We start from the raw sequence: 13,384 nt of genomic DNA on the forward strand, positions 1-13,384 counted from the left end.
CGGGGCGGGGCGGGTGTCAGGGCTTGGGGAGAGCGCGGCACCGGGCCGCGTGGTCCTGGGCCTGGCGGTGGATCTCGGTGTCACCGAACGGGTCGTTGAAGGGGCCGGTGTAGGCGCCGACGCTCGTGGCCGGGCAGGCGGCGCACCGCCACTGCGCCCAGCCGTCGGCGGCCCGGAACAGGTCGACTGGCGCGCCAGCCAGGGTGGTGTAGCGGGCGAAGACGCCCTCGGGCCACGGCTCAGGTCGCAGCTCCCGCACCTCGGCGAGGAGCTGCTCCAGGACCCGGTCCCGGTCACCCAGCTGCCGTCCGGCGTCCCGGAGGATCAGGCCGTGGTCGAACGCGAGGTCGTCGCCGGGGTCGTTCAGCGGCGCCCAGCGCACGGCGGTGGCGTCGGTGCCGGCGCGGGCGATGGTGTCGGCGGGGACGCGGGCCAGGTAAGCGACGCTGACATAGCGACCGCGGGGATCCCGGCCGGGCGCGTCGTAGACGCCGACCAGGACCAGGTCGTCCACCGGGACCTTCACCCCGGTCTCCTCCAGCAGCTCGCGGACGGCAGCTTCCCGGGACGTCTCGCCCTCGTCGACGTGCCCACCCGGCAAAGCGAGCTTGCCCTGATGGGGCGGCCAGCCACGCTCGATCAGCAACACGTCGTCGCCGCGGACGCACACCACGTCGGCGGTGTAGAAGATCGTCTCCGGCGCGGTCTCGGTCATGTTTCCTCCGGGGTGGTTGGCGGTCCGGGCTGTCCGGCTCCCCGCGCCCCGTCCGTCCCGGCGTGGTGCCGGACGGGCGGGGGAGGCAGCTGTCAGACCGGCTCGCGGTCCCCGGCGAGGGCGGCAACGTCGAGGAGACGGCCGCGCTGCACGGCGATCTCCGTGCGGGCCTGGTGGACGAGGGGGGTGTCGACGCTCCAGACGCCGTCGCCGTACTCGTTCACCGACTCGATGAGCCAGGCGCTCGCGTCGATGCCGATCTCCGAGGCGACCGTGGTCAGGGCCAGTTCGTGGTCGTACCCGGCGACGGCGGCCTGGTCCTCGGCCAGGACGGCGAGCTTCCCGGCGACCGCGTCCCACGCGCGGGCCGCGTCGAGGGCAGCGGTCTCGGCGTCGCCCAGGCGCAGCAGCTGCGCGCGCCACATACCGTCCGGCGTCTCCCAGAACGCGCCGAAGGTGTTGGTCAGCGCCGTGTGCGCGGTCTCCCATGCCGCCCACAGCGGCGCCGCGGTGCGCAGGACGGGCACCGCGCGGTCCCGGAGCCGGGCCTTGGACCACAGGATCCGGGCCACCTCGTACTGAGTGCGAATCGCCTCCAGCTGCCCGCGGTCAAGCGCCCGGTCCTCGTACATGGCGAGCGGGGTCCGCGGTTCGCACTCCCGGCCGGTGAACGCGGTGAAGGAGTAGACCGTGGTGTCGCGGGGGCCGGGTTCGGCCCGCAGGAAGTGCGGGTGGTGGTACTGGCTGATGTCGGCGGCGGGCGCGGGGGCGTCCGGCCCGGCCGGGGCGGAACGGTCCGGGCTCGGCGTGAGGCCGGATTCGTCGAGCGCGTGGGTCAGCGCGATGGTGCGGGACATGCGGTCGTCCTCTCTTCTGGGAGGGCCGGGCCCTGGGCACTCTTCCCCGGGCCGGAGCATGAAGAAGGCCAGCTGCCCGTCGTGCGGGCGGCCGGTCGTCCCGTGGTGCAGGGGGGCGGACAGGAATCGGTGATCCGCTCCCGCCGTGCGGGCGGGCCGGGTCAGTCGCGGGCCAGGCGGTGGACCCGCTCGGGCCCGCCGCCGGCGGCGGCGACCTGGGTGCCGTAGTCGTAGATCTCGGCGCCGCGGGTCTCGCGGCCGCGGCGGGTCAGCGCGGCGGCCAGGGTCCCGGTGCCGGAGGTGAAGGCGGCCCGCGCCTCTTGGTCGCCGGACTCGATGGCCTCGTTGATGCCTCGGGTGAGCCGGCGGTGGCCCTGGACCTCGGTGACGGTGTCGCGCAGCCGACGGAACATGAACGGCCCTACCTTCCTGTTGCGGATCCGGGCTGTCCGGCTCCCCGCACCCCGCCCGTCCCCGGCGGTGCCGGTACGGGCGGGGGAGGCAACCGTCAGGCCGTCAGCGCTGCAGGTACGCCTGGGCGCGCTGGAGCTCCTCGGTCGACATGGTCTGGGCGACGGCCGCGACGGCGTCGGCACCGCCGGTGGCGGCGGCCTGGACCAGGGCGTTGGCCTGGGTCTTGGCGACCGCGTGCTCGGTGGCCTCGCCGATGACGTTGCCGAGGTCGCGGGAGAAGCTGTCCAAAGTGGCCATGGTGGATCCCTTCGTGGGTGGTCCGGGCTGTCCGGCTCCCCGCGACCGCGCCCATCCCCCAGCCCCGGGGGTACCGGGGTGGGGGATGGGCGCAGGAGGCAGCCGGCAGACCGTCAGGCCGCGTTCCGGGCGCGCTGGCGGGCGGCGCGGCGCTTCATCGCGCGGCGCTCGTCCTCGCTCATGCCGCCCCAGACGCCGTCGGTCTGTCCCGACTCCAGCGCCCACTGGAGGCAGGCGTCCCTCGACGGGCACCTGTTGCAGACTGCACGAGCCTCTTCAATCTGCAAGATCGCCGGGCCGGTGGTGCCGATGGGGAAGAACAGCTCGGGGTCCTCTTCGCGGCAGACCGCGTTGTGACGCCAGTCCATGGCGTGGTCCTCTCGTCCGGGAGAGATGGGATGGGGGCCGCGCGCAGGCGGCAGAAGAAGGGGAGACGGGGGAGGGCTGGTGATCACCGGCCCGCCGACCGGGTTTCCCGGTCGGCGGGCTGACCTTCCAGCGCGCCCGCCGCGTCAGCCTCGGCGGCGGTGGAGGTACTGGTCCTGCAGCCCGCTGAACAGCCGGAACAGCCGCTCCCCGGCCGGGCACCGGCGGTCACCGGTGCAGACGGCGCAGGTGGCGGCGTGCTCACGGTGCACGCGGGCGGCGGCCATGTACCGCTCGTACACGCTGCTGCTGTTGCTCATCGGCGGTTCTGTTCGGAACGCTTGTTCTGCTCGGCGAGCTTCTTCGACAGCGCCGCGCGCTCCGCGTCGGTCAGGCCCAGGGTGATCGCGATCGTGTTCACCGGGACCCCGTTCCGTTGCAGGAGTCGCAGCGCTTCCAGGACTTGCGGAACACCCCGCCGGAGCTGGTGTCCTCGGTCTTCCCGCCCTTCCCGCCGCACGGCGGGCAGGCGCTCACGGCTTTCCGCCCTGCCGGACGCGGCGCAGCGCCTCGTCCATGATCGGGTCGGAGTCTCCGTCGGCGGCCAGACGTGCGATGCTGAAGGTGTTCAACAGGGCCTCCACTTCAGGTCCTCGACGGCCCCGGGGCCCTAATCCCCGGGGCCGTCTCCTTGTGTTCTGACTGCCGTACGAGCAGCCACGGCCGCCCCCACCCGGTGTCGCGGGGTGGGGGCGGCCGTGGTCGATCGTCCGGGTCAGTGGCTGTCCGGGTGGGTGTGGGCGGCCCAGCCGCCCGCGGGGATCACGGCCCGGCCGGGAGCACCGGCGCGGGCGGCGGCCTCGGCCTTGGCGATCGCGGCGTACGCCTGCGCCACGGCAGCGTGGGTCTGGGCGGAGGCAGACGAGCCGCCCTCCGCGTACGCGGCTGCACGGTTGGCGTGCTCGACCGCGCGGGAGTACGCCTCGGGGCCGGTCATGGTGGGCAGGTCAGAGGGCTGGTCAGTCATCGTGTTCCTCCTGGACGGCGAACGGGTGATGGGCACTCGGACGGGTCAGCGGACCAGCAGCGCGGCGATCACGATGAGCGGGGTGGCCATGCCGAGCAAGTAGATGAAGCGCACGGCGCTCCTCCTCTTCCTTGTGTTCTGCGGATTCGAGCCGACTGCCGTACGAGCAGCCACGGCCGTCCCCACCCCGGGAGATCGGAGTGGGGGCGGCCGTGGTCGATCGTCACCGAGCAGCTCAGGCCGCCGTCGCGGTCGACGCCCACACCGCCGCCGACGGGAGCGGCTCCAGCGGAGCGGGCGGGAGACCCCGAACCGCGGACGGCTCCATCCCGGAGGGGAGTTCCCGGCCCCGGGAGGTCTCCAGGTGTCCGAGCGCCTGGTCGAGCAGCCTGGTGAGGACCGGCCACGCGAACTCCGGCTCGGGCAGCACCCGCAGCTGCGCGGCGGCCAGCCACACGTCCTGGGTGACGTCGTCCGCGTCGCGTACCGGGTCGGCGGCCATCTCGGCGAGCTGCTCGGCCGCGGCGGCGGCGAGCCGGGCGGAGTAGCGGGAGTAGAGGCTGGTCAGAGTGGTACGCATCAGGATCTCCTCGGGTAACAGGGCATGCGGAAGCAGCCCCCGGGAGCGATCTCCCGGGGGCCGTGGTGCGGTACGGAGGGTTGGTCAGCTCGCGCGGCGCTCGGGGCGGAGCGTCCGGAGCGGGACCGGCGGCGCACTCAGCGGCGCGTCACCGGCAGGCTGCTCAGCGCGGCGGGTGTCGGTGTCGCGGACCGACGGCTCGGTCGAGATCCACTTCATCTCGCGCAGCAGCCACAACGGCCGGCCGTCGCCCGACTCGTCCTCCGGCATCCCGGCACGCTTCTGCGCGGCGAGCTGGCCGACGGCCGGGGTGACCGCGGTCTTCGGCTTGCGCGTGACGCGGTTCGATCGGACGCCGTTGGTCTCGGAGACCCCTTCCTCCAAGGTCTGTGCCCAACGGGCGACCTTCACGTCCAGGACGACCGTGCGGTGGCTGCCGAGGCAGCGTCGCGGGTTCTCGGTGCCGGCCTTGTCCATGTGGTGCGCAACCAGCTTCGCCTTCGCCTTCGAGGTCGCGGCCACGTGGATCGGAACCCAGGTCCGGCAGCTCGGACAGACCAGCGACAGGCAGGTGGGGCGGAGGTCGTACTCGTGCGGCTTGAGGCTGGAGACGGACAGGGTATCGAGGCTGCTGACGGCCCGAGTGCGGGTCCGGCGGCGCCGCTCGCGAGCGGTGGTCTCGACTTCGCGGAGTGCTGTGGGCATGGGGAACTCCTCACGTACGGAGTGACAGGGATGCGTCGCGGGTGCTCTCTCCGCCCGTCAGGACGCTCAGCGAACCGGCGTCCTGACTGACAGACAGCGCATCTGCGCTGCGACGTGCACGCAGAAGTCACGGACCCGGAGGAGTTAGAACTGCCTCTGAAACTCCGGGGCCACCGAGGTGGCGACCACTGCGGTAGTGCTGGTCAAACGGGCTTCAGGTAGTCGACTTAGATTGACTACTCAATGCCCGACGCAATGAAGCATGCACGGTGCGCGACGCCAGGTCAAGCCCGATGCCTACATTGACTAGTCATTCGCGGGCATGTAGACATCTCCTATGGCAGTCAGCGGCAGGGCACGGGCCCTCTACCAACGCATCGCGGACAAACTCCGCGCTCAGATCACCGACGGGACCTTGGGCCCGGGTGACCGACTGCCGACCGAAGCAGACATCGCTTCCGAGTGGGACACCACCCGCTCGACCGCCGTACAGGGTCTGAAAGTCCTGGTCAACGAAGGTCTCATCATCAGCGACCGCCCTCGCGGGTACTTCGTCCGCAGTCGGCGGCCGATGGTGTACCGGCCGCAGGGCGAGTTCCGCAAGCGTCCACTGTCGCCGGAGATGGACCAGTTCCTGACCCAGATGTCCGAGGAAGGCCGGGAGGCCAGCCAGCACATCGAGGTCAAGGTGGAGACCCCGTCGCGGCATGTCCGCGAGCGCCTTCAGATGCGCGAGGGCGAGCTGGTCGTTGTCCGGCGGCGCGTCCGCTTCGTGGACGGCATCCCGTACAACACGAACGACAGCCACTTCCCTCTCTCCCTGGTTCAGAACAGCGAGATCATGAACCCGGACGACATCGCGCGCGGCGCGAACGTCGTTCTGACGGAGCTCGGGCACGAGCAGGTGCGCGCCCTCGACGAGCTGCACGTCCGCATGCCGACACCCGAAGAGGCCGACCGGCTGCAGCTCGGTCCCGGAACACCCGTCGCGGTCCACCTGTGCACCGGCTTCACGCAGGACGGAAAGCCCGTCCGCGTGGTGCTCAACGTCCTGCCCGGCGACCGGCACGTCATCACCTACGAGCGCAGTCGGCCCAAGGTGGAGGAGGCCATGACGATCCGTCCCGCCGTCGGCACAGACCTGCGCACGGTCATCGACCTGTGGGAACACGCCGCCACGTGGCTCAACGGACGAGGCATCGACCAGTGGCAGTACCCGCCCCGCAAGGAACGCATCGAAGCCAACATCGCGGCCGGCGAGTGCTGGATCGTCGAAGCGGACGGGGCGCCAGTCGCGACCATCACCGTCGATGAGCACGCCGACCCCGACTTCTGGTCCGCCGCCGAGGCCGGCGACCCTGCCCTCTACGTGCACCGCATGGTCGTGCGTCGCGACGTCGCGGGCATGGACCTTGGCTCGGCCATGCTCGACTGGGCGGGAAAGGAAGCGCTCCGGCAGGGCAAGCAGCTGCTGCGCCTGGACGCGTGGCGCACCAACGACGACCTTCAGCGGTACTACAGCGACCGTGGATTCGTGCACGTCAGAACCGTTGACGCCGCAGAGCGCAGCAGCGGCGCCCTGTTCCAGCGTGCCGCCAACTACAGCCGCGGAACAGGCCCTGAACTGAAGACCGAACTGCCCGACAGCACTCACTGAGCAACACCCCCTTGGCTGGGCTCGAAACCGTTGCTTCGGTTCTAGCCCCCGGGACCGATCAGTTCCACATCTGACATGTGGCCGGATCAGCTGGCCACATCAGCCACAGGATTGGGGCGGGGATGGCGCAGAAGCCAAGGGAGCTGACGCCCTGGGTGTCGCCCTTGCATAACTGGGGTTACCAGCTGCGCGAGCTGCGGAATTCGCGGGGCCTCAGCCTCCGGGAGCTCGCGAAGCGGGCCCGCATCGACCACGCTCACCTGGGGCGATTCGAGCGAGCGGAGCGCATGGCCGACCGTAACCAGGCGGCACTCCTGGACGGTGCCCTGGGTGCCAGCGGGATGCTGCTGCGCCTGTGGGAGCGGATCGGTGACGAGCGTGGCCATGTGGCCAATCCGCCCGTTCATGTGGCCAAGTCGGCGGTGGACCTGGCGTTGGCCGCAGCGGACCAGGCAGCGTCGGACGGTGAGGGGATCTCGGTCCCGTGTCGTCTACGTGATGGGTCGGTGGTCTGGGTGGCTCTGGAACGGCGTGCACTGCTGCGCGCGGGCGTGGGGTTGGGAGCCGCTGCGGCGGTCGGCGCCGGTTCGCCGGCGGCCGCGGATTCGGACGGCGTGCCGAGCCTGGTCCGCAGGGCGCGGGCCGCGTCGGCGTACGGCTCGACACCGGTGGAGCACCTGCGGCGCACCCGCCGTCTGCTGATCGACGGCGACAACCTGCTCGGGCCGCGCCACGCCCTCAAGGCGACGCGCGACTACATCGACGTCATCCAGGAGCTGCGCCGGGAGGCGAAGGGCGCCGACCGGCGCGACCTGATGGAGCTCCAGACGCAGTACGGGGAGTTCCTGTCCTGGCTCCACCAGGACCTGGGCAACCCGGACGCCGCGTCGTACTGGCTCGACAGGGCCATGCAGTGGTCGTACACGGTCGGCGACACCGACCTGACCACCTACGTCATGGCCCGCAAGGCTCAACTGGCCGGTGATACAGCCGACTTGGTCGAAGTCGTCGACCTGGCGGAGGCCGCCCAGCGCATGGCCCGGCCCCGCAGCCGGCTCGCCGCCGTCGCCCGCACCTACGAGGCGTACGGACACGCTCTTCGCGGTGACGCCGACGGCAGCGAGCGGGCCATCGACTCCGTGCGTAACGCCTTGGACGGCATCGGCTCCGATCCCACCCCGTGGGGCGTGTGGCTGAACGCCTCGTACGTGGAGGTGCACCGCGCGCAGGGCCTGGAGGCCCTCGGCAAGCACGGCGAGGCGGCCGATGCCTTCGCCGACGCCATCCGGCTGATGCCCGGCGACTACCACCGCGACCGCGGCGTCTACATGGCGCGGCAGGCCGTGGCCCTGGCCGGCGCCCGCGATCCGGAGCGGGCCGCGACGGTGGGCATGCACGCGCTGACCGTCGCGGCCGACACCGGCTCCGGCCGGATCACCAACGAGCTCGCCCGGCTCGACACGGCCCTGATCCCCTGGCAGCGCGAGGCCCCCGTGGCCGAGTTCCGCGGCGCCTTCGACTCCACCCTCGCCCACGAGACAGAAACGGAAGCCTGAGCAGATGACTGCCCGCCCGTACGTCGTGCTGTCCGCCGCCATGTCGGTCGACGGCTACCTGGACGACACCAGCCCCGAGCGGCTGCGCCTGTCCAACGCCCCGGACTTCGACCGCGTCGACCAGGTCCGCGCGGAGTCCGACGCGATCCTGATCGGCGCGAACACCATGCGCCGGGACAACCCGCGCCTGCTGGTCAACAGCGACGAACGCCGTGCTCAGCGCATCGCCGACTGCAAGTCGGAGTACCCCCTCAAGGTCACCGTCACCGCGAGCGGTGACCTCTCCGCCGACCTGAAATTCTGGCACCACGGCGGCCAGAAGCTCGTGATCACCGTGGACAGCGCGGTGGAGAAGGTCCGCGCGACGCTCGGGGACCTCGCCGACGTCGTCAGCGTCGGGCAGGACCTCGACTGGGGCCTGGTCCTCGATGAGCTCGGGCGCCGCGGTGTCCGGCAGCTGATGGTGGAGGGTGGCGGCACGATCCACACCCAGCTCATGGCTCAGGACCTCGCCGACGAAGTCCATCTCGCCATCGCGCCGCTGCTGGTCGGTCAACCGGAGGCCGCCAGGTTCCTCGGGGCCGCCGACTACCCGGGCGGGTCGACCGCGCGGATGCAGGTCCTCGAGGTCCGCGCGATCGAGGACGTCGTCCTCGTCCGCTACGCCCCGAAGGGGCGCGCCTGATGTACGCGCCCGACCGGTGGCAGGACATGCAGTGGATGCGGCGCGCGATCCGCCTTGCGGAGATGTGCCCGCCAGCCGCGGGTGCCTACTCGGTCGGCGCGCTCATCATCGACGCGGACGGCGTCGAGATCGCGGCCGGTTACTCCCGGGAGGCCGATCCGCACGAGCACGCGGAAGAGGCCGCGCTCGGGAAACTGTCCGCGGGGGACCCGCGCCTTGCCGGGGCGACGATCTACAGCACGCTGGAGCCCTGCTCCCAGCGGCACTCGCCGCGTACGCCGTGCGCGCAGCGCATCTTGGGCGCGGGGATTCCGCGGGTGGTCATCGCGTGGCGGGAGCCGTCGCTGTTCGTCGACGACTGCGTCGGCTACGAGCAGCTGATGGAGGCAGGGGTCGTGGTCGTGGAGCTGCACGAACTGGCGGCGGCCGCGAAGCAGGTCAACGCGCACCTGGACGGGTTGACCTGATGCGAACTCAGCGACCTACCCACTGGGTAACCCACCCCGGCAACGAGTTCTCCGGCAAAGGCGCGCGATTCCTCGGGCATTCGCGACTTCTCGGGCTGGATGCGTTTTCGACCCCCGTCTGTGTCATCACAGGGGGTTAGGGTGATCTCAGACGTGATCCACAACGACGAGAACCCCGGGACCGGGCATGGTCCACGGGGCCTCGAACGGGGCAACGCCTCGTTGGGCGACACCTGGAAAGGAGGTGATCGCGAGATGAAGAGTACCCGCGTCTGCGGAACTCCACGCGCAGCTACGCCGTTCCTTTATCGCGATCACGCCATCAGGTACGCGCCTGGGCATGCTGACGCCAGCCTCCGGATTCAGGGGGTTGGGATGACCTAGCCGGCCATCGGCCGCGCGCGCCAAGAAGAAGTGGACTAGCCATCCCCTTCGGCCCCGCGCGGCCCGTCTACCGCCTGGCTCTAGCCACCAGAGCGGTCCGCTCAGATCCCGGTTCCAGCCGGTCCTGAGCCGCGGCTTATCAAGCCGCTCATTTTGTCCCGGCCCCTTATCAGGGCCATTTGCAAAACCGGTCCCTAGCCAGGACCACAAGGGCCTTCCAGGTCCAGCAGTGCCCGCGGGCCCCCGCCAAGGGGCTTCGCGGTCGCAGTACCGAAGTACCGCCGCAACACCGAAGTGCCGCTTCACCACCGAAGTGGCTTGACCGTTCCGAGGCCCCGCCAAGGGCTTCGAAACACCAGTTCGAAAACCACCGAGAGGAAGGAGATCCGCCGCTGGCCTTCGCCCATCACACGAGCCATCGAGTCGAGCCCCTGCCAGGGGGCCGTCCGCGTTGATCCATATGAAGGCTGGTATCGCCATAGTGCACGAGCACCGCAGGTCTTGTCAGGTCGACCACGACCAGGTCAGTACCCCCTCTGGGGTGATTACCGCAGGTTGTGGTGTCCCCCCTGGCGGGAATGTGACATACATCACACCCCCCAACTGTCACACCGTTTACGCTCGGTCGGCTGACCGCCTGACCTCGGGGATGTCCCTGTGAGCGCGGGCGCGGCGTTGGCCGCCGCGGTGGACCACGACTTCTGGGACGTCGTCGACAACTCCGTCGGCGTCCCGCCGGGCGGGAGCTCGCGGCGTCGGCTGCGGTCCGTGCCGGCCGGGCCGGTCCCGGAGCGGGCGGCGGGTCATCCGCTGTCGCTCGGGTCGGACGCGCGCGCCCGTCTGGGTGGCGCGGTGCGGATGCTGCTGGACACGGCCGGCCTGGCCGGGGCGTCGGACGCGGTGCGCCTGGCGGTGCTGGTGCTGGCGTCGCGGACGCCGTCGGAGACCGGTGTGGTGGAGATCCGTACCTCCGAGCTGGGCCGGTGGATCGGGGCGTCCGCGTCGTACACGGCCTCCGAGGTGCTGCCGGTGCTGCGCCGCTCGGGCGTGGTCTCGGTGGAGACGGCGGAGGGCGAGTTCGGTCAGGACGACGGTCTGGAGTGCCGGGTGCTGCCGCTGTGGGCGGCGCAGGACGTGGTCGGGCATCCGCTGGCGCTGGAGAAGAAGGAGTTCGCGACGCTGTGGCGGCTGTTGGAGGCCGTGATGGGTCCGGGCTGGACGCACCGGGACGGCCGGGTCACTCCGGCCGGGCTGATCGGTACGCGTACCGGCCGCGGCGCGGCAACCGACCGCCTCGCGCTGCTGCTGCTGGTGCTGGAGGCCCGGGAGAACGGGCGGGTGCGGCAGTGCGGCGGGACCGTGGACACCAAGCGCGGCCGCGCGGCGGCGACGGTGGCCCGGCTGCTCGGGTGCACCGCGTCGGCGGGCGAGCGGGTGCTGGAGCGCCTGGAGGACCAGGAGCTGGTGCTGCGGGTGCGTCTGAAGACGGGCTCGGGCCTGCGGAACCGGTCGCGGCTGATGGTCCCGGCGGTCGCCGCCGCGCACGGCCGTACGGTCGCCGACGACGTCCAGGAGGACCTCGCGCAGACCCCGGAGCCCGAATTTTCAGACCCCGACATTGCGGCAGGGGCTGGTGAGGCGCCCGAGCTGCCCGAAGAGTCGCAGGTCAACGGCGTGCCGGTGACGGATGTTGCGGATGTTGCAGACCCCGACGTTGCGGCAGCCCTTCACACTGACCACCCTCACCTGGTTACTCCCGTCTCTCCCCCCGCTCTCTCTGGTGGCTTTTCCGGCGAAGGCCGTGGTGGGTCCGGTGATCTGCCGGACCGTGCGTGCGTGCGCGAGGACGGCGGCCCGCTGCGCGGGGAACAGCAGGAGAAGTCCCCGGTCGGCAAGGTCGGGAACGGCGGCCGCGGGCCTGTGGCCGGTGCTCCGGTGCGGGTCGTGGACGGCGGAGGTCAGCGCGGGCAGCAGCGAGGGAGGGTGGCTCTGCCGCCGCTCGATCTGCGGGCCGTCCTGGCTCCGGTCGACCTGGTCTGGGCGCGCCTGGAGCGTCCCGCCGCCCGCCGCCTGGTGGAAGCCGCCGTCCGTAGCGAGCTGGAGCGGGTGGTCGGGTTCGCCGGCCGTACGGACGCTCCGCAGGTCCTCGCCGACCGGCTCGCCCGGCACCTGGAGACCCAGATGCGGTTGGGCAAGCCGATCTCGGACCCGGCGGGCTGGCTGATCGGCCTGGCCCTGCCCCAGCGTCAGCAGTGCGGCGACGTGCGGTGCGACGACCGCGTGCTGCTCGACTCCGGCCAGGACTGCCCGCGCTGCGCGGAGAAGCAGGCCGACCGCCGCGACCAGCGCCGTGCGGTCGCGGCCGCCGTCGACGCCGCGATGCCCGGCGCCTCCGAGACGGAGCGGCGGGCCGCGACCGAGCAGCAGCTGCACCAGGACGTGACGGCCAGGGCGTGGGCGAAGGCATACGAGTGGGAGCAGCACCGCGCCCGGAAGGCCGCCGCAGCTCAGGCCCGCGCCGAAGCCGCGGCGGCCGCGCAACCCGAGGACGTCGTCCCGGCCGCGCCGGCGGCCCCGGTCGTCGTCCTGCCCGCGCCCCGTCCGGCCGCCGCGCCCACCCCGGACGTCGACGACGTCGACCAGGACCAGGAGCTCGTCCTCGAGGACCTGACCCGCGAGCAGGTCCGCGACTGGCGGGTGCGCGCGATGAAGGACCACACCGTCGTCTTCGACCACATCGACCAGTACGGCGAACCGTCGGCAAGGCGCCTGTTCAGCAACCGGTTGGTCGACGAAGCGCAGCGCCTTTCGGGCACCCGGCACCTGGCCCTCCACACCACCTGGGGGCAGGCGTGAGCGGGGAGGTGTCCGGGGTCGACCTGGCCCGGGTCGCGCTGCGGGCCGCGATGGAGCAGGCCCGGAAGAACGGCAGCGGCCCGAAGGCGAAGAGGAAGCCGCGGACCGGTACAGCGGTGCGGCGCGACGGGCGCGAGCCGATGGGCCTCGGGGCGGCGATCGGCGCACTGGTCACCGAGCGGGCCTGGGCGCTCCCGGCCGCTGGCGGCGCGCTGCGGGAGCGGTGGGCGGTCATCGCCCCCGACCTCGTCGGGCACGTCGCGGCGGTCGGGTACGAGCCGGACACCGGCGAGCTGACGCTGCGCCCGGACTCCGCGGCCTGGGCGACGAAGGCCCGCATGGAGACGGCCCGGATCATTGCCACCGCCAACCGGGCGGCGGGCAAGCAGGCGGTGCGCACGGTCCGCGTGCTCGCCCCCGGCCCGGTCACCACCGACCCGGCACCGGCCGCCGAACCGGCACCGGTCCGGGCCCCAGCACCCACTGGGCCGCCGCGTACCCGCGAGACCGCGTCGGCCGGCTACCACCGCGCGCTCGCCGCGCACCACGAGCACCGGCGCGTCCGCGACAACGACATGGACCTGCGCATCCGAGCCGCCGCGGAACGCCAGAACCGGGCTCTCGTCCGTCGTCGCGAGCCGGAGGAGGCGTTCACGGAGGCCGCCGCCCAGACAACGGTTCTTCAACAGCCACTGACCCACATCCCCTGAAGCCCGGACCCCGCCGACCCCATCGGCAGGGTCTGGGCTTCTCACACGTACCGGCCGGACCAGGCGCTGGAACGCCGGTGGTCAGTGGCTTGTGGCGGGCGGTACGGT

General features: G+C 71.9%; 15 protein-coding genes. 6 read left to right on the forward strand and 9 right to left on the reverse strand.

Annotated features, from left to right (window positions below; genetic code table 11):
- Positions 1-16: 16 nt before the first annotated feature.
- From ABT354_RS34175 to ABT354_RS34215, 9 genes are all read right to left on the reverse strand, one after another.
- On the reverse strand, positions 17-715 hold the full coding sequence (locus tag ABT354_RS34175; protein ID WP_351501145.1) for an NUDIX domain-containing protein: 699 nt from the start codon (positions 713-715) through the stop codon (positions 17-19).
- A gap of 92 nt (positions 716-807) precedes the next feature.
- Entirely contained in the window at positions 808-1,572 is a 765-nt protein-coding gene (locus ABT354_RS34180; RefSeq protein WP_351501147.1) for a hypothetical protein, read from the reverse strand.
- Between the two features lie 161 nt (positions 1,573-1,733).
- On the reverse strand, positions 1,734-1,985 hold the full coding sequence (locus ABT354_RS34185) for a hypothetical protein (RefSeq protein WP_351501149.1): 252 nt from the start codon (positions 1,983-1,985) through the stop codon (positions 1,734-1,736).
- Between the two features lie 103 nt (positions 1,986-2,088).
- Complete coding sequence (locus ABT354_RS34190) at positions 2,089-2,283, reverse strand: hypothetical protein (RefSeq protein ID WP_351501151.1); 195 nt, start codon at positions 2,281-2,283, stop codon at positions 2,089-2,091.
- Positions 2,284-2,396: 113 nt separating this feature from the next.
- On the reverse strand, positions 2,397-2,651 hold the full coding sequence (locus tag ABT354_RS34195; RefSeq protein WP_351501153.1) for a WhiB family transcriptional regulator: 255 nt from the start codon (positions 2,649-2,651) through the stop codon (positions 2,397-2,399).
- A 144-nt stretch (positions 2,652-2,795) separates the two neighbouring features.
- Positions 2,796-2,969: a hypothetical protein gene (locus ABT354_RS34200; RefSeq protein WP_351501155.1), complete on the reverse strand. Its 174-nt coding sequence runs from the start codon at positions 2,967-2,969 to the stop codon at positions 2,796-2,798.
- A 455-nt stretch (positions 2,970-3,424) separates the two neighbouring features.
- Complete coding sequence (locus tag ABT354_RS34205; RefSeq protein WP_351501157.1) at positions 3,425-3,676, reverse strand: hypothetical protein; 252 nt, start codon at positions 3,674-3,676, stop codon at positions 3,425-3,427.
- Between the two features lie 235 nt (positions 3,677-3,911).
- Positions 3,912-4,256, reverse strand: coding sequence for a hypothetical protein (locus ABT354_RS34210; protein WP_351501159.1), 345 nt, complete (start codon positions 4,254-4,256; stop codon positions 3,912-3,914).
- A gap of 84 nt (positions 4,257-4,340) precedes the next feature.
- Entirely contained in the window at positions 4,341-4,961 is a 621-nt protein-coding gene (locus ABT354_RS34215; protein ID WP_351501161.1) for a hypothetical protein, read from the reverse strand.
- Positions 4,962-5,298: 337 nt separating this feature from the next.
- On the opposite strand from ABT354_RS34215, the gene ABT354_RS34220 reads away from it, so the two are divergent.
- The 6 genes from ABT354_RS34220 (at position 5,299) to ABT354_RS34245 (ending at position 13,276) form a co-directional block, all read left to right on the forward strand.
- On the forward strand, positions 5,299-6,618 hold the full coding sequence (locus ABT354_RS34220; protein WP_351501163.1) for a GNAT family N-acetyltransferase: 1,320 nt from the start codon (positions 5,299-5,301) through the stop codon (positions 6,616-6,618).
- Between the two features lie 122 nt (positions 6,619-6,740).
- Complete coding sequence (locus ABT354_RS34225; protein ID WP_351501165.1) at positions 6,741-8,174, forward strand: helix-turn-helix domain-containing protein; 1,434 nt, start codon at positions 6,741-6,743, stop codon at positions 8,172-8,174.
- A 4-nt stretch (positions 8,175-8,178) separates the two neighbouring features.
- The gene (locus tag ABT354_RS34230; protein ID WP_351501167.1) at positions 8,179-8,859 is read left to right on the forward strand and encodes a RibD family protein; all 681 of its coding nucleotides are present in this window, start codon (positions 8,179-8,181) and stop codon (positions 8,857-8,859) included.
- Positions 8,859-9,326, forward strand: coding sequence for a cytidine/deoxycytidylate deaminase family protein (locus tag ABT354_RS34235; protein ID WP_351501169.1), 468 nt, complete (start codon positions 8,859-8,861; stop codon positions 9,324-9,326). Before ABT354_RS34230 ends, ABT354_RS34235 begins: the two co-directional genes overlap by 1 nt.
- 1,041 nt (positions 9,327-10,367) lie before the next feature.
- Complete coding sequence (locus ABT354_RS34240; RefSeq protein WP_351501172.1) at positions 10,368-12,566, forward strand: hypothetical protein; 2,199 nt, start codon at positions 10,368-10,370, stop codon at positions 12,564-12,566.
- Positions 12,563-13,276 (forward strand): DciA family protein, encoded by a 714-nt coding sequence (locus tag ABT354_RS34245; RefSeq protein ID WP_351501174.1) that lies wholly within the window; start codon positions 12,563-12,565, stop codon positions 13,274-13,276. The genes ABT354_RS34240 and ABT354_RS34245 overlap by 4 nt, the downstream gene beginning before the upstream one ends.
- Positions 13,277-13,384 lie beyond the last annotated feature (108 nt).

It is taken from the genome of Streptomyces sp. NPDC000594 (assembly GCF_040299965.1).
Taxonomy (GTDB): domain Bacteria; phylum Actinomycetota; class Actinomycetes; order Streptomycetales; family Streptomycetaceae; genus Streptomyces.